This window comes from Bacillus sp. RC242 (assembly GCF_044908245.1).
Lineage (GTDB): Bacteria > Bacillota > Bacilli > Bacillales > Bacillaceae_G > Bacillus_A > Bacillus_A mycoides.
Genome location: NZ_JBIYCZ010000018.1, coordinates 58,360 through 80,234 on the forward strand (window position 1 = coordinate 58,360; position 21,875 = coordinate 80,234).

24 protein-coding genes and 2 pseudogenes are annotated in these 21,875 nt (G+C 33.9%); 11 read left to right on the forward strand and 15 right to left on the reverse strand.

All coding sequences use genetic code 11. The features are described 5' to 3' along the window. Positions 1–46 precede the first annotated feature (46 nt). Positions 47–622, reverse strand: coding sequence for a TetR/AcrR family transcriptional regulator (locus ABH957_RS25495; protein WP_404512483.1), 576 nt, complete (start codon positions 620–622; stop codon positions 47–49). Between the two features lie 142 nt (positions 623–764). On the opposite strand from ABH957_RS25495, the gene ABH957_RS25500 reads away from it, so the two are divergent. Then, the gene (locus tag ABH957_RS25500; RefSeq protein WP_078178720.1) at positions 765–2,240 is read left to right on the forward strand and encodes an MDR family MFS transporter; all 1,476 of its coding nucleotides are present in this window, start codon (positions 765–767) and stop codon (positions 2,238–2,240) included. A gap of 43 nt (positions 2,241–2,283) precedes the next feature. Here the strand turns inward: ABH957_RS25500 and ABH957_RS25505 are convergent, their stop codons facing one another. The 4 genes from ABH957_RS25505 to ABH957_RS25520 form a co-directional block, all read right to left on the reverse strand. Next, positions 2,284–2,811, reverse strand: a complete 528-nt coding sequence (locus ABH957_RS25505; RefSeq protein WP_016126645.1) for a permease — start codon at positions 2,809–2,811, stop codon at positions 2,284–2,286. Further along, positions 2,808–3,290 carry a hypothetical protein gene (locus tag ABH957_RS25510; protein WP_404512485.1) on the reverse strand — a complete coding sequence of 161 codons (483 nt, stop codon included), beginning with the start codon at positions 3,288–3,290 and terminating at the stop codon, positions 2,808–2,810. Before ABH957_RS25510 ends, ABH957_RS25505 begins: the two co-directional genes overlap by 4 nt. Beyond that, complete coding sequence (locus ABH957_RS25515; RefSeq protein WP_201032578.1) at positions 3,283–3,624, reverse strand: PadR family transcriptional regulator; 342 nt, start codon at positions 3,622–3,624, stop codon at positions 3,283–3,285. The genes ABH957_RS25510 and ABH957_RS25515 overlap by 8 nt, the downstream gene beginning before the upstream one ends. 299 nt (positions 3,625–3,923) lie before the next feature. After that, entirely contained in the window at positions 3,924–4,070 is a 147-nt protein-coding gene (locus ABH957_RS25520; RefSeq protein WP_000540380.1) for a YjcZ family sporulation protein, read from the reverse strand. A gap of 200 nt (positions 4,071–4,270) precedes the next feature. Here ABH957_RS25520 and ABH957_RS25525 point away from each other — a divergent pair, with 200 nt between their 5' ends. Continuing rightward, positions 4,271–4,507 carry a hypothetical protein gene (locus ABH957_RS25525; protein ID WP_002134711.1) on the forward strand — a complete coding sequence of 79 codons (237 nt, stop codon included), beginning with the start codon at positions 4,271–4,273 and terminating at the stop codon, positions 4,505–4,507. Positions 4,508–4,634: 127 nt separating this feature from the next. Here the strand turns inward: ABH957_RS25525 and ABH957_RS25530 are convergent, their stop codons facing one another. Together ABH957_RS25530 and ABH957_RS25535 are read right to left on the reverse strand one after the other, a co-directional pair. After that, the gene (locus tag ABH957_RS25530) at positions 4,635–5,183 is read right to left on the reverse strand and encodes a DUF4352 domain-containing protein (RefSeq protein ID WP_002166236.1); all 549 of its coding nucleotides are present in this window, start codon (positions 5,181–5,183) and stop codon (positions 4,635–4,637) included. Positions 5,184–5,732: 549 nt separating this feature from the next. Beyond that, on the reverse strand, positions 5,733–5,834 hold the full coding sequence (locus tag ABH957_RS25535; protein WP_000505688.1) for a YjcZ family sporulation protein: 102 nt from the start codon (positions 5,832–5,834) through the stop codon (positions 5,733–5,735). 327 nt (positions 5,835–6,161) lie between these two features. On the opposite strand from ABH957_RS25535, the gene ABH957_RS25540 reads away from it, so the two are divergent. After that, the gene (locus ABH957_RS25540) at positions 6,162–6,362 is read left to right on the forward strand and encodes a hypothetical protein (protein WP_404512487.1); all 201 of its coding nucleotides are present in this window, start codon (positions 6,162–6,164) and stop codon (positions 6,360–6,362) included. Positions 6,363–6,622: 260 nt separating this feature from the next. Next, positions 6,623–7,081 carry a putative iron-sulfur cluster-binding metallochaperone gene (locus tag ABH957_RS25545; RefSeq protein WP_000389113.1) on the forward strand — a complete coding sequence of 153 codons (459 nt, stop codon included), beginning with the start codon at positions 6,623–6,625 and terminating at the stop codon, positions 7,079–7,081. A 119-nt stretch (positions 7,082–7,200) separates the two neighbouring features. On the opposite strand, the gene ABH957_RS25550 is transcribed toward ABH957_RS25545, so the two are convergent. Next, positions 7,201–7,524, reverse strand: a complete 324-nt coding sequence (locus ABH957_RS25550) for a hypothetical protein (protein WP_002064068.1) — start codon at positions 7,522–7,524, stop codon at positions 7,201–7,203. Between the two features lie 752 nt (positions 7,525–8,276). Between ABH957_RS25550 and ABH957_RS25555 the strand changes: the two are divergent. Continuing rightward, positions 8,277–8,464 (forward strand): annotated as a pseudogene (locus ABH957_RS25555) (N-acetylmuramoyl-L-alanine amidase C-terminal domain-containing protein); the annotation flags it as partial. A 294-nt stretch (positions 8,465–8,758) separates the two neighbouring features. Here ABH957_RS25555 and ABH957_RS25560 read toward each other — a convergent pair. Then, the gene (locus ABH957_RS25560; RefSeq protein ID WP_002125679.1) at positions 8,759–9,100 is read right to left on the reverse strand and encodes a YolD-like family protein; all 342 of its coding nucleotides are present in this window, start codon (positions 9,098–9,100) and stop codon (positions 8,759–8,761) included. A gap of 155 nt (positions 9,101–9,255) precedes the next feature. Here ABH957_RS25560 and ABH957_RS25565 point away from each other — a divergent pair, with 155 nt between their 5' ends. After that, positions 9,256–9,561: a barstar family protein gene (locus ABH957_RS25565; RefSeq protein ID WP_002064072.1), complete on the forward strand. Its 306-nt coding sequence runs from the start codon at positions 9,256–9,258 to the stop codon at positions 9,559–9,561. A 112-nt stretch (positions 9,562–9,673) separates the two neighbouring features. Beyond that, positions 9,674–9,937, forward strand: coding sequence for a DUF3937 family protein (locus ABH957_RS25570; RefSeq protein ID WP_050000906.1), 264 nt, complete (start codon positions 9,674–9,676; stop codon positions 9,935–9,937). Positions 9,938–10,993: 1,056 nt separating this feature from the next. Here the strand turns inward: ABH957_RS25570 and ABH957_RS25575 are convergent. Further along, positions 10,994–12,169 (reverse strand): MFS transporter, encoded by a 1,176-nt coding sequence (locus tag ABH957_RS25575; protein WP_002125689.1) that lies wholly within the window; start codon positions 12,167–12,169, stop codon positions 10,994–10,996. 286 nt (positions 12,170–12,455) lie between these two features. Beyond that, positions 12,456–12,767: an ArsR/SmtB family transcription factor gene (locus ABH957_RS25580; protein ID WP_404512489.1), complete on the reverse strand. Its 312-nt coding sequence runs from the start codon at positions 12,765–12,767 to the stop codon at positions 12,456–12,458. Positions 12,768–12,961: 194 nt separating this feature from the next. Between ABH957_RS25580 and ABH957_RS25585 the strand changes: the two genes are divergently transcribed. The 3 genes and pseudogenes from ABH957_RS25585 (at position 12,962) to ABH957_RS25595 (ending at position 16,629) form a co-directional block, all read left to right on the forward strand. Further along, positions 12,962–13,549, forward strand: a complete 588-nt coding sequence (locus ABH957_RS25585; RefSeq protein ID WP_404512491.1) for a CGNR zinc finger domain-containing protein — start codon at positions 12,962–12,964, stop codon at positions 13,547–13,549. A 167-nt stretch (positions 13,550–13,716) separates the two neighbouring features. Then, positions 13,717–14,264: pseudogene (locus ABH957_RS25590) on the forward strand (HPP family protein). A gap of 1,384 nt (positions 14,265–15,648) precedes the next feature. Continuing rightward, a complete protein-coding gene (locus ABH957_RS25595) occupies positions 15,649–16,629 on the forward strand; it encodes a hypothetical protein (RefSeq protein ID WP_404512493.1) in 981 nt (326 codons plus the stop codon). Between the two features lie 317 nt (positions 16,630–16,946). Here the strand turns inward: ABH957_RS25595 and ABH957_RS25600 are convergent, their stop codons facing one another. The 3 genes from ABH957_RS25600 to dhaS form a co-directional block, all read right to left on the reverse strand. Then, on the reverse strand, positions 16,947–17,054 hold the full coding sequence (locus tag ABH957_RS25600) for a YjcZ family sporulation protein (protein ID WP_000505673.1): 108 nt from the start codon (positions 17,052–17,054) through the stop codon (positions 16,947–16,949). Positions 17,055–17,334: 280 nt separating this feature from the next. Further along, positions 17,335–18,333, reverse strand: coding sequence for a DhaKLM operon coactivator DhaQ (dhaQ, locus tag ABH957_RS25605; protein WP_404512495.1), 999 nt, complete (start codon positions 18,331–18,333; stop codon positions 17,335–17,337). Positions 18,334–18,352: 19 nt separating this feature from the next. Then, the gene (dhaS, locus tag ABH957_RS25610; RefSeq protein ID WP_000204216.1) at positions 18,353–18,919 is read right to left on the reverse strand and encodes a dihydroxyacetone kinase transcriptional activator DhaS; all 567 of its coding nucleotides are present in this window, start codon (positions 18,917–18,919) and stop codon (positions 18,353–18,355) included. Positions 18,920–19,246: 327 nt separating this feature from the next. Here dhaS and dhaK point away from each other — a divergent pair, with 327 nt between their 5' ends. Further along, positions 19,247–20,998, forward strand: a complete 1,752-nt coding sequence (gene dhaK, locus ABH957_RS25615) for a dihydroxyacetone kinase subunit DhaK (protein WP_404455645.1) — start codon at positions 19,247–19,249, stop codon at positions 20,996–20,998. Between the two features lie 120 nt (positions 20,999–21,118). On the opposite strand, the gene ABH957_RS25620 is transcribed toward dhaK, so the two are convergent. Continuing rightward, complete coding sequence (locus ABH957_RS25620) at positions 21,119–21,670, reverse strand: DUF4352 domain-containing protein (protein ID WP_404512497.1); 552 nt, start codon at positions 21,668–21,670, stop codon at positions 21,119–21,121. Positions 21,671–21,875: the final 205 nt, after the last annotated feature.

Below are 21,875 nucleotides of genomic sequence, written 5' to 3' on the forward strand. Positions count from 1 at the left end.
ATGTAAAAAACGCCTATTTCATATAGGCGTTTTTTTGATGGTGAAGTTATTTTTCTTCAAACTGAAAAATATTCCGGTTAATAAGTTGGTGGAGATACCTATCCATTTCAGCAGCAGAAACGCTTCTTTCATTTTTAAACCACCATGCACTTAATGAGGTGATTGCCCCTGAATAAAATTCAATGATTAAATCATTTGGCATCGTATGGTTTTTGCAAAGTTGATTTAACGCTTCTATTTCTTGTTTTCTCGTTTCGTGACTTAAATACTGTGTACGGCTAATAAATTGTTCATCAGACATTTGCGTCTCTAATATTTTACCGATTTCTTCATGGTGTAGAAATTGTTCCATTACTTGAAATGGTTTACTTAATCGATCTGAAATCGGTATTTCAGCAATCATCTTGCTGTAGCGTTTAAATCCAAATGCTAATAAAGCATCTTTATCTTCAAAGTGTTTATAAAAAGTTGTTCGGTGTACCATTGCACGGTCACAAATTTGGTTAATCGTGATAGTACTATATTTCTGTTTTGATTGCGTCATTAATTCAAATAAGGAATCCCATAGTAATTTATGTGTACGTCTAATACGTAAATCAAGTTGTTTTTCATTATCATTCATCTACAATTCTCCTTTTTTGTAGATTAAATATACAATGGCTGAAAATTGATTCTCCCTTTTTAATCTACATATGTATATTATATTACATGTGTTCCGGTGTATTTAAAGCTTTTTAAGTAAGAAACAGGAGGAGAATTTGTAAATGAATATAACAACTAAGAGCCCTGCAAGTGGCAAAGTTGATACTTCTAATATGAAACATACCCCGATTTTAATTGCATTACTTTTAGGGGCAATGGTTGCATTATTAAACGAAACATTACTTGGTAATGCGTTAACTGTATTAATGAAAGAATTCGACGTAACAGCTTCAACGATTCAATGGCTTTCTACAGCATACATGTTAGTAGTTGGTGTTTTAGTCCCGATTACAGCGTTACTTCAGCAATGGCTCACAACGAGACAAATGTTTTTGATCGCTATGGTAACGTTTTTAGTCGGTACATTAATTGCGGGATTTGCACCGACATTTTCCGTTTTATTAGTCGGCCGTATCGTCCAAGCTGTAGCGACGGGGTTAATTTCACCGTTATTAATGAATACGATTTTACTTATTTGTCCACCTGAAAAACGTGGTGCCACAATGGGATTAATCGCACTTGTAATGATGGCAGCTCCAGCAATTGGTCCTACATTATCTGGAGTAATTGTGGATTCATTAAATTGGCGCTGGTTATTCTATATTGTTATTCCTATCGTGATCATTTCAATTATGATTGGGATGAAATACATTCAAAATGTTTCAGAGTTAACAAGGCCAAAAGTAGATTATCCATCTATCCTTTTATCGACATTAGGATTTGGCGGGCTTGTGTATAGCTTTAGTGCATCAGGTGATTTAGGATGGTCCGATCCGAAAGTGTATGGCGCCTTAATTGTTGGGCTTATATCACTATGTATTTTTGTAGTGCGACAATTAAAAATCGAGAATCCAATTTTAGAATTACGTGCATTTAAAGTTCCGATGTTTACAATATCAGTTGGATTAATCGTCATTGTGATGATGTCGTTATTTTCAACGATGACTTTATTACCGATGTTCCTACAAACAGTTTTACTCGTTACAGCATTTAAATCAGGACTAATAATGCTTCCAGGAAGTATTATTAGCGCCATAATGGGACCAATCGCAGGTAAACTATTTGATAAATTTAGCCCGAAAGTTGTTATCGTTCCCGGTATTGTGTTAGTAGGTATTGCAATGTTCTTATTTAAAGGCATTACTCCTGATACATCAATGGTACAAATTATTGTCATGCATAGCGTATTAATGGTCGGACTCATGTTTGTAATGACAGCACAAACATATGGATTAAATCAATTAACACCAGATTTATATCCGCACGGAACAGCACTGTTTAATACGTTACAGCAAGTAGCTGGCGCAATTGGTACGGCTATCTTTATTTCGAAAATGTCTTCAGGAACAACTAAGTACATGGAAAGCTCAGCAAATCCAATGGATCCAGTAGAGAAGTTAAACGGTTTAACATCTGGATTCCAAGGCGCATTTACACTAGGGTTAATCTTTATCGTTATTGCTTTTATCGTATCGTTGTTCTTAAAAGAAGAGAAAAAGGAAGTAAAGGCAGCGAGGGTTTTACAGAACGAAAATTAAGGTTCATATTAAAAAGACATCTTTACAAGATAAAGATGTCTTTTTACATTTCTTTCGTAATATCATACTGCAACAACTGCCGTTGATCATAAAACTTCTCAAAAACGATGCCCATTACGTAGAAGAACAACAGACCGAAGCAAATGTGAACGAGCGTAAAGGTAGCTCCGAATGAAGAAAATTCATACACCATAATCGGTAATTTCGCAGTTGTCCAAACACCTAAGAAAAATACGATGTACCTAATGCTGGCGCCTTTTTTTAATAGTAGTGCTGCAATCGGAAAGGCAACATAGAGGGGACCAGCTGCAATTCCGCCTAATAATAGAGAGAATAATATTCCATATATGCCGGACTTTTCTCCCATATATTTCATTAGCGTTTCTTTCTTCACCCACTGATCAAGTAACCCTACAAATATTAGGACAGGGGGGAGTAGAAACAACATATCTAAAATGCTATTCCCTGTTAATTGTAATGCGCTCCATCCTAAAGATTGGTTTATAAAAGTTAGAATGATAAGTCCAATCAGCAAAATGAAAAAGAAGCGATATCTTTTTAGTTCTTTCATACCATCACCACCCAAATGATATAGGAGAATAGGAGTGACATGAGTAATGCAGATGCATTACGAGCGTAAGCAAAGCTTCGTCCGAATATCTTTTGTTCCATCGGCAAGGTTGTAATTCCTACTGACATTAGTGTAGACATGAGTGCCGCAACTTGAGGAAGACCTGCGCCGTGCTGTACTAACGTATTACCAAGAGGAAATACGACAAAGCTTGGGATAAGTGCCACAGATCCGAGTAGTGCTGAATAAATAATACCTAAAAATCCAGACTGTTCTCCAATGATGGAAGTGATGAAGGACGGCGTTAAGATAGAAAGTGATAGTCCAACGAAAAGCATAATGGAGAGCATGGCAGGGAGGAGGTTTTGAAATATTTTCCATGATTTTAATAGGGCAGCTTTCGTTTTATTCCGATCCTTCATAAAAGAAATCCCAGTAAGAATAATGGCCAAAGTGTAAAGGATAGCGCCATTAATCATGATTAGATTCCTTTAAGTCTTTATATTTGTCTAAGAAAAATGATAAGTTTTTCATTTTTTCCTCAATATCCATTTGAAAATCCGCTAATTGTTCTTTTCCGGCTGTAGTAATTTTGTACATCTTTCTCGGTTTATCTGGAACGGATGTACTTACATAAGATTCAATAGCGCCTTCGTTTTCTAATTTCTTCAGCGTGCGGTAAAGGATGGCACTATCAATTGGATTGACCGGAAGTTCTTCCACGCATTTCTGAAGTAGCTGTCCGCCATAGTTATCACCTTCTGCTAAAAATAACAAAAGAAATGCACCTGTATGTCTTCCTGTATGTTTCATGAATATACCTCCTAGAATGAATTGGAATATATACTGTTAATGACAGTGTACTGTTGTTAACAGTATATGGTGCATGAAGTGCTATGTCAATTTAAAAATGTTACTGAGGAGAAATGGCAATTCATGTTTTAATCTTGTTAAATAACAAAATAAAAGCCTACTGTTTTCTTGTGACAGTGGCTTTCATAGTTGGTAAACTACTATATTACGCTTAGGGAATCTCGCCTTTTGATAGTAACACATATATGTTAGCCCTATATTGAGAAATAAAAAAAAGACACTCTCAAGAGTGCCTCTTATTAGCAGCCGAATCCGCCGCCCCAACAGCTAGCTCCAACGATGATTAATAAGATAAAGAGCACAACAAGTAAGGCGAATCCACCGCCAAAACCACAGCCTCCACCACAACTACCACCATAGCCTCCACAACTACCACCATAGCCCATATTAACTCCTCCTTCCATAAAGTCCATATATTAATGGATTTATATCACTTTATGTTTTTACGGATAAACTTGAGCAGGTCCTTTTGAAAAAATAAAAGTACTCGGTATTTTAAAAGAGTTGACGAACTTATTTTTGTCACGAGTATTCCGCTTATTACATATGGTATTTTATTCTGTGCATTGGGGGAAAGGAGATCGTTATGGCTAATTCTGAGATGATATTACGTTTACTTACGGATTTAAAGATTGAGCAGCAAGCTTTAAAAGAACAGCTGGAGAAAATGCAAACAGCTTTGAGTATTCTTGAAGAAAAACCAACTATTCTTGAAGAGAAATCAGCTACTCTTCAAGAGAAACCAGTTGTTACAAAGCAACGTGGACATTCTGGGTTTCCAACATCTTTTCGTGATTGGAGAGCATCTTCTCAAAAGAACTAAGGAATCCTATTATAGTGAGTTATACAAAATCACAAATGAAAAAGTACAGTCTACTGTAGTTAATACAGAGGCTGTACTTTTTGTTATGTTAGTATAAGTTGTGATAGGCGGTTTGTATTTTCTTTGACTATTCCACCTTTAACTCGATCCCTTCATCCAGCATATCTCCATTAATTTTCAAAGTTAATCCTTGCGTATTTTTCGGAACATCGAATACAATGTTCCCTTCCGAATTTTCATTAGGATTAAGAACACCAAATTTAAATGTAGCAGTATTTGCAGCTTTAAGTACTAATTGAGATTCATTAGAAATGTGATATTCTCTTCCGGTTCCGTCAATTAATTTAAAGTTATTGTTATTTAGTGTAATGGGTTCCTCTTGACGATTATAAACTGCGACGTCTAATACTTTAAATACACCTTGTGCTTTAACTTCTCCATTACCTATAACATCTAATGAATCGGCAGAGTGTATTGATATGTATACATCAGAAGAATCTCCATGGGTGGGAAGTTCTTTTTGAGGATCCTTGTTGCTAAGTTCATCATTCTTTGTTTCTTTAGAAGTCTCCTGTTCGTTTTTCGTGTTACTGCTAGATGTATCATGTGAACTGCAAGCTGATAATCCAAATAAGAATGTGCTACATAATAATGATGTTAATAACTTTTTGTTCATAGTTTGTTCCTCCAAAATAAAAGTACTCTCATGGGTGCCATAATGATTTAATAAATCTATATTTTTCTTTATATGTATTAAATGTTACATTTTATTATATTGGTTTTAGGATAAAAAGGAAACTTGATGTAAATAAACAAGACACTTTGCAGTGTCTTGTTTATTTAAGTTATGCGCATTACTTAATAAGACGCTAGTTTCTCATCCTGAACATGAGTAACTATGTAGGGTGGTTTAATTATAACATTTTAACCAGTAATGGGTCTATATGGAATTTTAAATAGTTGTTTTTAATTATTCAGAATGATACATGTGGTGAAAGGTATGTATTATCTATAATAATTGTATATATAACTAACCTTGTAATGAGTTTCTACTATATTTGAAATTGAAATATAAATGAAAAGAAAAGCACAAAGAAGGGGCTGTGGAATATGGACGATTGGGGAACTGGATTATTTGTATGTCACACTAAAGACCGAAAGTGAGGAAGAGCTTTTTATTACAAAGAAAAGACACCCATATAAGAGTGTCTTTTCCGATAGTTTTTTAGCAGAAGCAAGAAGCTCCAACAATGATCAATAAAATAAACAATACAACTAGTAAAGCAAAGCCGCCGCCACAACTACTACAACTACCACCAAATCCCATAATAGCTCCTCCTTTAATAAGAGGGGAAAACAAGGGGTCACTCATGTATTTTAACGGATTCAATTTACTTTATGTTTTTTACGCAATAATTGAGCAGGTCCTTTTGAAAATAAAGAAAAGACACCCTAAGGTGCCTTTCTCCGACTTGAACCATCTTAATTTTAATAATATTGGACTCCCGTCCGAATATTATTTTATCATGTTAAGTAATGTTGGTCATTGAGAAAAAAGAAAAAGCCCTATAAGGGGTATCACCACACGACTAGCCAGCACTCACACCTAAAAACAGGATGGAATGATAAAATGCAAGTTTAAGGAGGGGGAAGAATGAAAAAAGTACATAGATGGTTAAATTATTTTGGTTTTATATGTGTGTGCATGTCTAGCTTCGGTTTTGTTTCTCGTTGGATTTTTCGTGATGTGATTGCACTCTATCAATTACTTGTTTTGAGTATAGGAATTATTATTTTAATAACAGTATTTTTTGTAAAACGTTGTAGTAAAGAGTTACGAGGTGATAAAGGTTAATCGCCCTAAATGTAGTTTTAGAATTTCGCAATCGGAGTATATTGCTGAAAAAGGCTTATTGAATAATGACAGTTTATTTTAAGAAAGTAAATCGATAATATAGTAAATAATACTTTCCTTGACCCTGTACTATGGCACAGGGTTTATACTTTATATGAGGTGAGACAGATGCAATATCTTATTATCGAAACTTTAATAGATTCAGAAAAGAAAGTAGAAGAATATTTATAAAAATAATAAATTGTAAAGGTGGGAGAATAATGGAAGATTGTTGTAGTAACCTTAAAGGAATAAAAATTGAAAATAATGGTCATTGTCCATCATGTAAAAATAAAGCTAAGAATGTAAAGTTGATTACACTAAAATCATTGCTTAAACCATCGGCATTAGAAACATTAAATGCTAAAGAAAATCACTATTTTTGTTCAAACGAAGATTGTGATGTAGTCTATTTTGATACGAATAATAAAAAATACTTTGTATCGGACATAAAGGTAGCTGTAAATCAAAAAGATGACTCAGCAACTACACCAATTTGCTATTGTTTTGATTGGACAAAAGAAAAAATCAAACAATATGTAGAAAATGGACTTACTCCTAATCCAGTAGAGCATATTCGCGAAAACATAAGAGAAAATCGATGTGGTTGTGAAGTAAACAATCCACAAGGTAGTTGTTGTTTAGGCAATGTTACAACTTATATTAGAAAAATGTCATAAGGAACTTAAATGTTGCTTTTTTTCACCAAAATACTTTGGGGTATTTCAAGATCTCAAGTCGATGGGAATGTGGCGTTGTCTCATGCTCACCAAGCTAGTTAGGGTATGTTAAGTAAACCTTATGGATTTGTATATCTCATCCATCCACTTTCAGATTGTTTCGCTTTATACTTCCCATAAGACAGAAGCTTCATTGCCGAGCGATTGGCCGCATGAAAAACCAAGTTTAGCTTCAATTCTTCCTCCATTTCACTGGGATAGGTGGTAGATTCATAAACATAATAACCCGCCATGATACAGGGGATTACTTGCTCCGGTTCAAATCCATAAGCAGTTGCATCATCCACAACCAAATCAATGATGCATCGGTTTCCATCTTTAACTTTTTTCTGGAGTAATTTTTTTACCGATCCTGGTACTAATTCTAATATTTTATCCTTCATGTCAGTCACCTCATCTTTTATCATGTCCAGATAGCCTGGGGATATGTGTCAAACAGAATGAAGTTCCAACCGTAATTACACTGGTTTAACAAGATCTTAAGGACTATATCACCCTAAAAGAGAAAATGGCTTTAAATAAAAGAAACCCCGATTGTCTGCGGGGCTCCTAAGAGTAATCGTCAAGTAATGACGTACTCGACTAATTAACGATATCATGAATTTTTTGGTAAAAATAATGGTAAATATGCCCAAATGAATAAGGGCATCATTTGGAACAAAAACGCTATTTTAATTTCAAACAAAAGAACAGTCAGCAAAAGCTAACTGCTCGGTTCTCCAAGGGGGAACAAGGAGAAAGTAACTTAGTCGGTTGTCTACAGTATTGACGGAATATTGAATTTTATTCAGGGGACTATGTTATATGATTGATAAAAAATTCCTTTATTAGCAGTAAAACTCCGAGGAGAGACAAGACTTCAATTGAGAACCAAAACATGCTTTTTTGAGGTTTTTTAAACTCCATTATTATGGAAGAAAATAAAAAGGTTGCAATCATCATGATAATTAAGAGACGGATTATATCAGACATTAATAGCACTCCTAATATTTAATCAGTTTCATTATATAGTTATTTCCAATGAGATGGAATTTAAGAATTGTTTTATTGAAATTCGAACAAAAAAGGTCCTGTTGTCTCCAACAGAACCTTTTCTAAAATGGCAAAGAGTAACTCTTACCTTACTCTTTAATGTGGATATCAATACGTTAAGTCAGGTGGATTCGATACTAACTCCTTAGATGAAGCTATTCAAGCTATGGCAGAACGAGGAATAAAAGGTAGCGTTAATGTTGATTCACTTTCTGGACTATGTGTTATATCCAAACCGATGTCCTACCTAATACAGAGTTAGATAAGATTACTTGGTGGGTGGATACTTGATCAGGTGGTAAATGGTGGTATGAATATATCAAAGTTAGATAATAGTTGAAGCCGTCCTTAATCGGGCGTTTTCAACTATTATCTAAATGCTTCTTTAGTTTTCTCTATTGTGTTCTGTTCCTCTTTTGTATTTGTAAATTCGATAACCATAACAGACAGTCCAAAACCTAAACAAACAGCCTTTATCTTGCTAATTCTCACAAGAACTTACACTTTTTCTCTATCTGTATTTAACCTAGAATACAAGATTCTTTCATTTTTATTCCTGGATATATTTGAAAAACTGTATGTTTTTTATCTCAAATCAATTACATCTATAAATTTAAGGAAAACTCTGTTATAAGATGCATCAGTGCAAGTTATTAAATTCTTTATCGGATTTATGTCAGTTACAGTCACATATCTAGTAAGTAAATGACCATCTCTATAATAAGTAATCAATACCTTCTCTTCAGAAAGAAATGAACATAGTAACTTGTTTTCAATAATTTCTTGTTTGTCTTGGGCTAATTTAGGGCGCTCCACTTTTGTTTGTTTTTTAACAATATTACCAATACCGATGAATTTCTTCGGTATTGAAGCGAATGGAGTCCGCTTAATCATTCCTATTTCTTTTGGCATATGTGTATAGTTCATGCTGTACATCTCCCTGATTGCTATAAATAACTGTATCATTATATCAATTTTTGAAGATGTTAGGATTATTTATATAATTATAAAATAAACATTTAGAGGTTTTTGACTCCTTATAAAATCAACCCAATTTAACTAAGTATGATTTATATATATAATTGAGTAATGAACATGAATCAATTATTGTCATAGATGTAAGCAACATTTATAATGCAAAAGAATTGCATTTACTTCTTAAAGAGAAGCTTGAGTTTCCTGATTTGTACGTGGAAAACTGGGATGCTTTTTGGGATTGTATTACAGGATTTGTGTGTCCTTTGCCAAACAAAATGATCTTCGACGGATGGTCAAAGTTTGAAAAAAGGTTACCGAGAGATACAAAAATAATGAAAGAGTGTCTTCTTGATTATAATGAAGAGGATAGAAAGGATCCTGAATGGAAAAGCGAATTCTTATTTAATTGAATACTGTCAATATGATATGTAAATATGCATGTTGTATTCATTTGGGTTTTTTGTATGTTAAAATCAAATATAAGGATGTAAATATATAACAAACCAAAAGTAGGAATATCCAATGAATTTTGAGAGGTGTTACATGTTTAAAAATAAGAAATTAATTCGATTTTGTCTAACATTATTTGTATGTTTATCTGTAATTGATTTTACAATCGGTTATTTTCAAACATATCTTGAAACAGCAGCAGATATTAAATGGGTAATACCAAGAATTTGGAAAACTATTTTGATAGATGCTCCTGAAAGCATACTTGTTATTTTAGGTGCAATAGCTTTATATGATTTCACAAAAGAGACATCGCCAAAAGACGCATCAATCTAAATGCGTCTTTTTTCAAATTTCTTCAATTAGCAATTTCATGGAGAGTCTTGCTGCAAAAGTAGAATAAGAAGCCCTAATCAAGGTGTTTTGCAGAAAAATCAGTCTTTTGATTCTTGTCAGTGAAATATAGATTTACGATGTTTAGATATTTGTATGAGTATCAGGAGATATATGGTTGATTAATGACTGTCTTTAAAAAGAAAATTTAATTCTCTGTATTTATATTTATATGGTAAAACAGTACAGTGTTTATAAATTATAGGGGGTATATAATGTGATTAATGAAATAGTTTGGGGAAGTCCAGGTAGTTTGCTCTGTTTAGGCTTTTTTTTTGCAGGTTTGGGAGTATTCATAAGATTGTCTAGAATGCCGAAATAATAAAAAGTTTAGTACATAACCGGTGTTAATAGATGAAGCTTTGCTTTATGGGCGATTAACGAGTGTTTTAGAAAAAACATATTTATGACTTATTGAAAAAAGACGCCTGCATGAGCGTCTTTTTTATTAAAATTTATATTTTAAAGAGTTACCTAGAAGAGAACAATCTATTAATTAACAAAAAAGAAAAGACACCCTAAGGTGCCTTCCTCCGACTTGAACCATCTTAATTTTAATAATATTGGACTCCCGTCCGAATATTATTTTACCATGTTAAGTTGTTTTTGGAAATATGCCATATCGATACAATACACGTTTTAGTTTTTGAATTATTTATTTGTTTAAAAGTTGAAATTAATAAGAACCCCATAAATGATAAACCATTCCACTAACAAAAAACACTAATCCTAAAAACAAAACAATTAAAGCAAGTACTCCATTTTGATTATGTTCCATAAAATTAGCTCCTTTTAGATTTATTTTTATCCCGCTATTTGTGGGAGCCCTGCTGCCCGTAAACGCCCGATTGGTGAAGGCTAATAATCAGTGGGGGGATGAACAAAACCCCCGCTGAGTAAAGTTTCACTTTATATACAAAAAAGCCTTTAGTCGTAATTATGGCTAAAGGCTTTGATCATTATACTTTTTAGTTTATAAAATTTGAAACTGAAAATGTACTAACTTGATAATGAAGCCTGGCTATTAGAATTGAAAAATTTTAGTTTTATTATAATTAACAGAAATGAGAGTAGTGTGAAAATGAATCCGCTCCAAATAAGCTGGTGAATACCTAAGTTTGAAATGAACCAGCCTCCAATAGTTGTTCCTAAAGTAATTCCGAGATTGGAGAACGAAACGAATAGACTATTACCAAATTCAGGCGCTTCTTTTGCTTCGCTTATTAACCATGTTTGACCAACAATTAATCCACCAGCATGTACGATTCCCCAAATGAATACGATAAAAATCATTGGAACAAGGTAGGAACCTAAATAATAAACCAATATGTAAACAATAGAATATAGGATAGGGAATAATATTACTGTATTTACTATACTTTTTTGCAGGAGACTACCAAATAAATGATTGCCTAAAATCATAACGATACCAAATATGAATAGCATGATACTGATGAGAGATCCGTTCATGGAAGTTACTTTTGCAAGGTACTCGGCGAAGTAGCTGTATACGGAAAACATGGCTGCAAAAAGGAATGTGACGGTTAAAATATTCAACCATAATCCTGGTTTGCCGAGTATACGAATTTGTTTGCCGAATGACATTTTTTCTTTAACAGGCATAGAAGGAAGTAGGATTAGTATTCCAATGAATGCAAGAGTGTTAACAAGCGCTCCGAATAAGAAAGCAATTTCGAGTGAAAATTGGTCTGCAAGGTAAGAGGTTAGTGGTACACCTAAAGCAAAGCCAACAGTAATTCCCATGAAAACTTTTGTAACCGCTTGACCGCTCTTTTCTGGAGGGACAAGTTTAGCAGCTGTTACAAGAGCAATTGAAAAGAAGAGTGGGTGAAGTGCTGCCGGTAAAATACGAAAAATAAGCATGATTTCAAATTGTGTTGTATAAGCGTAGATTATATTTGAAATAACAAATATGAAAATTGCTGATAATAAAATTATTTTGCGATTAATACTAGAGACGAGCAGAATTAAAAACGGACCAGAAATAGCAACAACTAGTGCAAATATACTTACTAAAAATCCAGCTTGTGTAGTTGAAATTCCAAATTTTTGAGTGATTTGTGGTAATACGCCGACAATACCCATCTCGGTAGTAATAATTCCGAACACACCTATTGCGAGTGTCAGAATAAGTAAAGGATTTACTTTTTTCATTTATAAAACTCTCCATTCGTATCAGTATTTTGAAAGTAAATTCATTAACAAAGAAGCATTATTACAAGTATGATTGGATGCCAATATTATCAGGACTATGTAATTCTAAATACAATAACAGATATCTAAATAACTAGATATGATATGTTAAAAAATTTTCTCCTTTCTATGTTTCTTGCTTTTATAGGTAGTGCAATCTTATAAAAAGTAATTGGATACCCGTAAAAAGCAGAATGTGTGAAAGCTAATAATCAATTAGTATGCAGATTGATTATTAGCTTTCATTTTATAATTCGTTTTGAACGTATTCAGAAAACTCTCGTATTGTTTTTTCATTTCGGCGATAGTATGTCCATTTTCCAATTCGGTCAGAGTCTAGTAGTCCTGCTTTTTTCATAGTTAATAAATAACTAGAAATAACCGATTGGGCTAAGCCAGTTTTAAGCTGGATATCTCCTACACATACTCCAATTTGAAAGCTAAGGCCTTGCTCTAGATAAGGTTTTTCATCGAAATGGTTTTCTGGATTTTTCAACCATGATAAAATTTGATATCTTGTTTCATTTGACAATGCTTTATAAATTAATAAAGGTTCCATAAGGATATTATATCTACTTTTATAGATTTGTAAATGGGTTTTGGTGATTTTAAAGGAAGAAGGCATATGTAGATTCCTTTAAATGTGGATGAGATGTTCTAGTAATAGGGCTTTTTTCTGGATGTGAATTTATAAAAAGTTGCACCGTCATATTGCTTTAGAATATGATTGGTTAAAGAGTAGGTGATGAGTACATGCAGGAAACAAAACAATTCCCGCTTATATCTGGAAATCTCTCATTAGATTTAGTGAATACAGAGTTAGTTAGGCGTGGACAACGTTATGATTTATTAATAACAGATGAAGATGTATTAGAATGGCTACTACATGTAATAAAGGCTAATCTTCCTTTTTGGAATGAAAAAACACTTATAGGAATTCAAGAGCGAGTGAATCAAGTTACATCTAGCATATTAGAGGTAAGAGAAGTACTGAGAAAACAGTTTGAGGCAATTGCTGATCTGCACGAAATTTCTAATGATTTTATTGCGTATTTAGAAAAACAAATTGAGAAGGCACCATTTACATATAAAGTCATTGAACAGCGTCTAGTACCTATCCCAGTTGGAGAAATTGAGGATGTACTTGTATCGTTAATTGCATTTGATGCTTTAACGTTAATAGCAGAAAATAAGCTTATTTCTCTTAAAAGGTGTTCAAACCCCGACTGTGTTTTATTATTTATAGATAAAAGTGGAAAACGAAAATGGTGTTCTATGAAAATATGTGGGAACCGGAAAAAAGCAGCAAAATTTCAGGTTCGAAAATCTGAAGAGGTTTAGGAATCAGCTTATAGCAGTTGATTCTTTTTTTTTTGTATCTTTTAACTAACCTCTAAAATGAATATTTACAGGTTAGTTAATTCGGGTTATAATTATTGGTAAATAAAGTGAGACTTTAGTCAGTGGGATGTCCATCCCTGCGAATAGCGTGATAAAGGAGGAAAACGATGGATAATATAACAGCAGCTAAGCAGAAAGAGGCTCAACCAATAAGTGTACGATATTTTGCAAAAATGAAAGGGAAAGGGAGAAGTCCATTACAAGTAAATATAAAGGATTCTTTAACGGGACTACTGGGGGGATTTTTAACAATTCTCACCTTAACATATTTAACGAGTATAACTTCTACAGAATTACTAATGGCTCCATTTGGAGCGAGTTGTGTATTAGCGTTTGGAATGCACCGCTATCTCAGCCGCGTAATATTATTGGAGGACATTTGATTTCAACTTTCATTGGTCTATCAATATATCATTTGTTTGGGAATGAATATTGGACAATTGCTTTAGCAGTCGGGGTGTCGATTGCTATTATGATGTTAACAAGAACAACGCATCCTCCGGCAGGGGCTGATCCAATTGTCGTTATTTTAGGAGCAAATAGTTGGAGTTATTTAGTAACACCAGTTTTAGTTGGTTCTCTTGTTATTGTAGTTATTGCTTTATTTATTAATAATATGAGCAGTAAAAGGAACTATCCAACTTTTTGGATATAGTTTGTAAAGGGAAAAACAATTTGAGTAAGTATTCCGTTTTTATTATGTTTTAATTTTTATATAGAAAAAAGCCTTTAGTCGTAATTATGGCTAAAGGATCGGATTCTCATACTTTTTAGTTTATAAAGAGATGAAGGATATATGAACCTTTAGATATATAATGGGTTACTGACGGCAACACGCGGGTTTTATTTGCTAAGAAATTTATAAAGATTTCAGATGAATATTAACATTTTCTATAATCTTAAAATCTCTGTTTGGGTATATAAACTTATCTTAGTTTGATAGGGATGTGCATGTCCCTCTAAAATAAAAAACACTCATTAAGAGTGTTTTTTATTTTAGAGTATCAACTATATTTCTGGTTACTGTGTTTTTTTATAGTAATAGTAGTTAACCAAGAGCAGGACAAAACCTATCAAAAATCCATAAAGTATACTCATAAAGCATATTATGATTCCAAGAATAATAGGGAATAAAAATACGGATATTTTTCTATATTTAAAATAAATGTAAAAGAGAATGGCACTACTCGTCCAAAATATCCAGCTATATCTCGTCTCTTTAAAAATTAAATATTCTAATAAAGCGCCAAGAATTATTAATGGAATCAATTGTAGCGCTCTTCCTACTAAAGATACCAGGGCAGATACTAAACCGAATATAAAATCGAGGTCACTATGAGGTCTTGTTGATCCACAGTGTACACAAATCTCAGCGCTTACTGATATGGGTTTTCCACAGTCAATACATTCTTGCATTATTAAATCATCCTATCCTTATATTAAAATGCAACTTATTATAAACCACCATAGCAAAAAAATGAACGAAAAACTTTTGTAATTCAATTTATAAGAATTTACTTAGTAGTTAGGGGGAAATTCACATGCGTATCTTTCTATGGATATGTGTTAGTAGCCGATAATGAAAAAAGAAGTAATTTCATTTTCTGCTCTAGAGTTAATTCTTTTTTTTACATAATGATTTATAAGTTGATTAATTATTTCATGAGCAAATTTCAAGATGGTAATTCTTATTACCATCTTGTTCTTGAATAAATGGTTTAAGCGTATTTAGCTTTAGCAAAACAGAGGGTAGCAAAACATGCCCATCAAGCTAAGATTTTGAAACAATTCTATAACGAAAATTTCACCTTTTTACAATTATTCATAAGATCAGCAAATTTCTTTCGTTTTGGGAGAACAATCAATTGTTTAGGTTGATGGCGATGTGACGCTACCCCTAACTGCCAAGTAACTTCTAATAAATTATATTACAAAAGTTTTTTTGGTTCATTTTTCCACTATAGTGGTTTATAATGAAGTGTACTTTTAATATATGTTATATATTAATAAAAAAATTAACGAAGGAGCGTTACAAACTTATGAAAAAAGCTTTATGGATCCCATTATTGGTCATCTTAGTCCTAGCACTAGGATTCGGAGCTAATTACTTCTTAGGAAGTGGGAAAGTGAATAATATTATTGAGAGAGCAGATTCCTCAATGGAAAAAGAAGATTATAAGAAGGCTAATGATTTATATGTAGAAGCTAGCGAGTTAAAACAAGATAAAAAAACAGATGATCTTAAAACTCTATCTAAAGAGATGGATCGTTTAAAAGATATGAGAAAAACAGAAACACCAAAGGTTACACTAGAGCAAATTAATAAAGTAAAAGAGCTACCTAAACATCAATTTGAAAAACAAATTACAAAATCTCTATTAAGTGTTGCAGAAGAGACAGAAGAACTCCAATCGCAATTGCAAGAAAACGAAAAGAATATGAAGTTGGTTGAAGAAGTTCTTAAAAACAAAGAATTGAGTAATATTGATGAAGTAACGAAAGATGGTCTTATGAAGTTCACTATTGATCATCCATTAATTAAAGATCAAGAAAAGAAATGGTCAGAATTAGTTACAAAGGCTAAAGAAGAAGCAAAATCTTTTGTAAAAGACCAAGAAGAGAAAAAGAAGTTAGCTGAACAGAAAAAACGAGAAGAACAAAAGAAAAGAGAAGAGCAACAGAAGCAACTTGCTGAAAAACAAAAACAAGAACAACAAAAACAAGAACAACAAAAACAACCAGAGCCAGTGAAAAAAGAAGTTTCTAATGTAGAAGAGAAAAGTAATAAAGAAAATGTGAATAATGAAGCTACTACTCTAAAAGTACCTAATTTCCAAGCTGGATTGTCTATTGTAAATTCATTCTTAAAAGCTCAAGGTCATCCTGGAACTGCGGTATATGTAGAAGAGTTTGAAACTGAAGATCAATACGGATATAAAGTAACAGATTGGTCTAAGAATGAAACAGTTTTCTATGGAGTAAATAAGAAAACTGGATCTTTACAAAAATTAAATATGTAGATTTGAAAAAAAGAAAGTGTTTTTCTCACTTTCTTTTTTTATGTGTAGAATTTTTGAAAGGAAAAAATAGATTATATAGAGAGAAAAGGAAGTTAAAAAGATTAGGAACAAGAAGGCCTTGACTATACATGAATGAATACGATGAATATGAATGAATAGATGAAGTAGTCGAGTAAAATAAGAAGACAGGTCATAAAGACCTGTCTTCTTTTAGGGGGAGTACCAACAAATCGCTTAGCGTGGTAAATCCGTCTTTTCATCATTCTACTCCATAAAGAAAAGACACCCATATAAGAGTGTCTTTTCCGATAGTTTGTTTAGCAGAAGCAAGAAGCTCCAACTATGATTAATAAAATAAATAATACTACTAATAAAGCAAAGCCGCCAGAAAATCCACAGCCGCCACAACTACCACCAAATCCCATAATAGTTCCTCCTTTAATAAGAGGGGAAAACAAGGGGTCACTCATGTATTTTAACGGATTCAAATTACTTTATGTTTTTTACGCAATAATTGAGCAGGTCCTTTTGAAAATAAAAAAAAGACACATTAAGGTGCCTTTCTCCGACTGGATAACCGCATTTCGAAACTGGTGGATAACTTGCAAATAGTATGTATGCTTCGATTTATTTACAGATACCTAAGGTTTATACATTCTTCATATAAGTCAGTACTTTTGATTACTAAACGTTCAATCTTTATTGTTACCAACCACTCGCTCCAACATCCGTCTTCAACCACTTCACCCAATCCGAATCTTCTATTTTAAGCAAACTGAGCGAAACACCTTTCATATCTAAAGAAGTGAGAAGGGTACCAACCTTTACGAACTTCACATGTAAGCCTTCCAGCTCACATAAACGGCGAATATCGTTTGCGAAAATGTATTGTTCCATTAATGGTGTCGCACCGAGTCCGTTAATGAGGATGGCGAAGTTGTCACCTTTTCTCCAGCGATAAATGCTTTTTAGTTTGTTCATAAGTTCGATCGCTAATATTTCAGAAGAGGATAGTGCTTCTTTGCGGTAACCTTTTTCGCCATGAATACCAACGCCATAAAAGACTTCATCGTCGTTTAATGTGAATGAAGCTTTTCCTTTCACTGGATCATTTGCAGGTGAAAGGGCGACTCCTAATGTGTGTAAGTTTTGGATGACAGCTTGTCCAAGTGCTGTTAGTTCTTCTAAAGAATGACCGCTCTCAGCGGCCGCGCCTACTATTTTTTGAATGAAAACAGTACCAGCGACGCCGCGTCTTCTTTTGTTAAAAGAAGCATCATCTTCAATTGAAATGTCGTCATTTACGATGATGTGGTCAATTTGTCTTCCTTCTTCTTTTGCGATTTGTTCTGCCGCTAAAAAGTTTTCTACGTCATCTTTAAAGTTTTTTATGATGAATAAAATACTTTTATCTTTTGGCATTAAGCGAGTTGCCGCCACAATTTGTTCCACTGTAGGCGGAGTGAAAATACTGCCGTTTACGGCCGCTGTAAGCATTCCTTTTCCTACATAACCTATATCAGCAGGTTCATGTCCGCTACCACCGCCGCTTATAATAGCGACGTCTTGCTTCAGTTTTTCGATATCTTTTACATAAATGATGTTATTTGTTTCGTCGTAATTTACTTTGTCGTTATGTTCAAAATAAAAGCCATGCAGCATATCTTGAACAATATTTTCTACATCATTCATAATCTTTTTCATTGCTTTTGCCACCCTTTAATTACTTTGCTGATTGCTCGAGTAATAGTAGTAATTGATTGTTTATCATATTTTTCATGAGAGAAGACATAATGGAAGGATCTACTTCGCACTTGCTTTCAATCCAATCTTTTATCGTTCCAACGAAGCCGTGACTATAAAAAGAGGCAATCGTATTTTTTGTCTCATCAGAAAGGCTGAATCCACAGCTCATCGATAGTTCATCAATAATCTTCATATATAAGTTTTTCGTATGCTCAAATAAATAGTGATTAAACGAGTTTTGCTCAATGACTTTAAATGCATTTCGGTAAAATTTTTGATTTTCGTAAAAGTAATCAAATAATAAATCGAAAATGTTTTCCCATGTTTCATAGTCGAGAAAGTCTATAATATTTTCTTTCGTTTCTTCTCTATAAATCCAGCTTAATAGTTCGAATTTATCTTTAAAATGATAATAAAAAGTTTGCCTACGCATTTGACAGTGTAACATAATATCGCTCACTGATATTTTATGAAACGACTCTGTTTCCATTAAATACTTCAATGAATTCGCGATTATCTTTTTAGAAATTATAGAAGAGGTCATCTGAATCATCCCTAGAATGTAGTAATATGAAAATCCTATCTATACAGTGAAACTTTAATCAGTGGGGAGGTTCATCCCCCCACTGATTATTAGTTGAACCAATCGGGCATTTACGGGCAGTTGATCTCCCACCTAACTTCTTTGCTTTCACTGCATTTTGAGGTGGGGGTCTTACTGCCCGTTAATGCGGGATAAATGAGAGCGGTGTCTTTAGACAGATTGTCCATTTTGTCCGTTTACTATAAAACGCTTTCATTTTAACATGAGTAGTAAGAAGAAGATTTCAAATATATCACAATATATTAAAGGAATTGAGGGAGAATCACAATGAAAAAGATTATAAACAAACCAGAAACATTAGTAATGGAAATGTGCAATGGAATGGTGATGGCTCATCCAGAGCTTGAGTTTTTGAAAAAATATAAAGTGATTAAAAAGAAAGAAATGAATGAAAATAAAGTAACGTTAATTAGTGGCGGCGGTAGTGGTCATGAGCCAGCGCATGCAGGTCTAGTCGGAAAAGGTATGCTGGATGCGGCAGTGTGCGGAGATGTGTTTGCTTCTCCTTCGCAAATTCAGGTCTATCAAGCAATTAAAGAAACAGCTAGTAAAAAAGGTACGTTATTAATTATTAAAAATTATAGCGGCGATATTATGAATTTCAAAAACGGTGCACATTTAGCGACTGAAGATGGAATTGAAGTCGACTACGTAAAAGTAGACGATGATATTGCGGTAGAAGATAGCCTGTATACAGTAGGACGCCGCGGTGTTGCGGGAGTTATTTTAGTGCATAAAATTGCCGGCGCAGCAGCGGAAGCAGGAATGGATTTAGGAGCGGTGAAAGCTGTAGCGGAAAAAGCAGCGGCTAACGTGCGTACAATCGGTTTAGCATTAACTTCTTGTACAGTTCCAGCAAGTGGATCACCTACTTTTACACTTGCGGAAGATGAAATGGAATACGGCGTAGGTATTCACGGTGAACCAGGTATTAAACGTGAAAAAACGATGTCAGCAGATGAATTAGCTAACCGTATGACAAATGATTTAATAAAAGATTTAGGAGTAAAAGATGGCGAGGAAATTGCGCTTCTTGTAAATGGTTTTGGCGGCACACCACTGCAAGAACTTTATCTATTTAATAATGCAGTTACGAGAGAATTAGCTGCTAGAAATATTAAGATTAATAGAGTATTCGTCGGTAACTATATGACGAGTATCGATATGGCTGGTATGTCTTTAACAGTGATGAAGTTAGATGACGAGCTAAAAACGTTATTATCGAAAGAGTGCAATACACCTGCATTTAAAGTAGATGGACCAGTTGAGAGTGTAGAGTACGTGAATGTGCTTGAAGATGTAGAAGAGACGGAAGTTTCATTTGAACTAGAAACAGCGGAAGAACACGCTGTTATGAAAGATAATGTCATTACATTAAATAACATGATCTATCTAGTTGATAAAATGAGCGACATTATTATTAAAAATGAAGTACCGTTCTGCGAGTTGGATACACATGCAGGTGACGGCGACTTCGGAATGAGTGTGGCAAAAGGATTTAAGCAATTAAAACGTGAGTGGCATTCTATTGTAGATCAAGAGAACGTAACGATCGGATCATTCCTTAACGGTTGTTCAATGATTATTATGGAACATTGCGGCGGTGCTTCTGGTCCAATTTGGGGCGGTGCATTCCGTGCAGCTAGTAAAGAAGCAGGCGAAAAACGTGAGCTAACAGTAAAAGAGTTTGCTGAAATGTTACAAGCAGCACTTCAAGGCATACAATCTATCGGTGAAAGATCATTCGGTAGAGGAGCGGTAGTTGGTGATAAAACACTTGTTGATGCACTTGCTCCATGTGTAGACTCTTGGTTAGCTAGCGCTTCAAACGAAGAAGACATGAAAACTGCCTTTGAAAAAGGAGCAGAAGCAGCGGTTAAAGGCGCAGAGTATACGAAAGAAATCGTAGCTCGCATGGGCCGCGCTGGTACAGTTGGTGAAAGAAGCTTAGGCTATCCAGATGCAGGTGCACATGCACTTGGAGTTATCTTTACGGAGATTGCGGGTAGTTTGAAATAGGAATTAGAAAGTCCCTCTGCCTTAAGGCGGAGGGACTTTTATATAGTTGATATGTAGAAGACTTCTTTCGGTGCTTTTTGCTTATTTGAGAGATTTCTTCAATCAAATTGTATTTGAGACTTAGTTTTTTTGTGATTGCAGCTTATCGATTTTCCAGTGTGCTCCTAGAGATTCTAAAGAGCTTTCAATATAAAACATATATTCATCTGCGGTACTTGTTACTTCAAAAGCTATTTTTAATTCTACCGTTTCATTTGGTTTAACTTGTATATCAGAAGGGTTTTGGTCAAGCACCTTGCCTTCATAGGCCTTTCCGTCTTTTTCATCTTTTAAGTTATATTTTAATTCTGATAGTCCAATCATTTGACCTCGTACATTTTTTACAGAGACATTAACAACGACGGAATCGTTGTTAGCATTTAAATATGCACTTTGAACGGTGGCCGAGTAATAGCCTCCTTTAACACTCTCACCAACTAATAAAATACCTTGTTCTAAGCGGCTCATATCTTCTTTTTCTTCAAAATTTATTAATTCTTCATTTTCATTTTTTGCGGTTGGTTCTTCTATTGGACCATTTTCAACGGCACTATCTTTTTTATCTTGTGTACAAGCAGCCGTAACACTGGATAATACTAGAATTAAAGTAAGTAATATGAATAATTTCCTCATAAAATTTATCTGTCTCCTTAAGTTTCTCAATTTTGTGCAACTATACATATTATAAAGAGATTCTATTAAGATTAACATAATGTCTCATTATTGGCTCAAAATAGGGGGTCTTTTAGACACCTTATTCTTGTTTTTTATTAATATGATTGGTGTATTTACTCTAGTTGTAGCGAAATCGTCCGTTGTTATCATTCCTACTGTATCA

What these genes read in the sequence shown, in the direction of transcription:
- ABH957_RS25620 (WP_404512497.1), bottom strand. Translation starts at nt 21,670, where the DNA reads ATGAGGAAATTATTCATATTACTTACTTTAATTCTAGTATTATCCAGT.
- ABH957_RS25575 (WP_002125689.1), bottom strand. Translation starts at nt 12,169, where the DNA reads ATGAAAAAAGTAAATCCTTTACTTATTCTGACACTCGCAATAGGTGTG.
- ABH957_RS25545 (WP_000389113.1), top strand. Translation starts at nt 6,623, where the DNA reads ATGGAAGATTGTTGTAGTAACCTTAAAGGAATAAAAATTGAAAATAAT.
- dhaK (WP_404455645.1), top strand. Translation starts at nt 19,247, where the DNA reads ATGAAAAAGATTATAAACAAACCAGAAACATTAGTAATGGAAATGTGC.
- dhaQ (WP_404512495.1), bottom strand. Translation starts at nt 18,333, where the DNA reads ATGAAAAAGATTATGAATGATGTAGAAAATATTGTTCAAGATATGCTG.
- ABH957_RS25560 (WP_002125679.1), bottom strand. Translation starts at nt 9,100, where the DNA reads ATGAACTATACACATATGCCAAAAGAAATAGGAATGATTAAGCGGACT.
- ABH957_RS25510 (WP_404512485.1), bottom strand. Translation starts at nt 3,290, where the DNA reads ATGATTAATGGCGCTATCCTTTACACTTTGGCCATTATTCTTACTGGG.
- ABH957_RS25580 (WP_404512489.1), bottom strand. Translation starts at nt 12,767, where the DNA reads ATGGAACCTTTATTAATTTATAAAGCATTGTCAAATGAAACAAGATAT.
- ABH957_RS25550 (WP_002064068.1), bottom strand. Translation starts at nt 7,524, where the DNA reads ATGAAGGATAAAATATTAGAATTAGTACCAGGATCGGTAAAAAAATTA.
- ABH957_RS25535 (WP_000505688.1), bottom strand. Translation starts at nt 5,834, where the DNA reads ATGGGATTTGGTGGTAGTTGTAGTAGTTGTGGCGGCGGCTTTGCTTTA.
- ABH957_RS25505 (WP_016126645.1), bottom strand. Translation starts at nt 2,811, where the DNA reads ATGAAAGAACTAAAAAGATATCGCTTCTTTTTCATTTTGCTGATTGGA.
- ABH957_RS25600 (WP_000505673.1), bottom strand. Translation starts at nt 17,054, where the DNA reads ATGGGATTTGGTGGTAGTTGTGGCGGCTGTGGATTTTCTGGCGGCTTT.
- ABH957_RS25585 (WP_404512491.1), top strand. Translation starts at nt 12,962, where the DNA reads ATGCAGGAAACAAAACAATTCCCGCTTATATCTGGAAATCTCTCATTA.
- ABH957_RS25525 (WP_002134711.1), top strand. Translation starts at nt 4,271, where the DNA reads ATGGCTAATTCTGAGATGATATTACGTTTACTTACGGATTTAAAGATT.
- ABH957_RS25520 (WP_000540380.1), bottom strand. Translation starts at nt 4,070, where the DNA reads ATGGGCTATGGTGGTAGTTGTGGAGGCTATGGTGGTAGTTGTGGTGGA.
- ABH957_RS25540 (WP_404512487.1), top strand. Translation starts at nt 6,162, where the DNA reads ATGAAAAAAGTACATAGATGGTTAAATTATTTTGGTTTTATATGTGTG.
- ABH957_RS25495 (WP_404512483.1), bottom strand. Translation starts at nt 622, where the DNA reads ATGAATGATAATGAAAAACAACTTGATTTACGTATTAGACGTACACAT.
- ABH957_RS25595 (WP_404512493.1), top strand. Translation starts at nt 15,649, where the DNA reads ATGAAAAAAGCTTTATGGATCCCATTATTGGTCATCTTAGTCCTAGCA.
- dhaS (WP_000204216.1), bottom strand. Translation starts at nt 18,919, where the DNA reads ATGACCTCTTCTATAATTTCTAAAAAGATAATCGCGAATTCATTGAAG.
- ABH957_RS25530 (WP_002166236.1), bottom strand. Translation starts at nt 5,183, where the DNA reads ATGAACAAAAAGTTATTAACATCATTATTATGTAGCACATTCTTATTT.
- ABH957_RS25570 (WP_050000906.1), top strand. Translation starts at nt 9,674, where the DNA reads ATGAATTTTGAGAGGTGTTACATGTTTAAAAATAAGAAATTAATTCGA.
- ABH957_RS25515 (WP_201032578.1), bottom strand. Translation starts at nt 3,624, where the DNA reads ATGAAACATACAGGAAGACATACAGGTGCATTTCTTTTGTTATTTTTA.
- ABH957_RS25500 (WP_078178720.1), top strand. Translation starts at nt 765, where the DNA reads ATGAATATAACAACTAAGAGCCCTGCAAGTGGCAAAGTTGATACTTCT.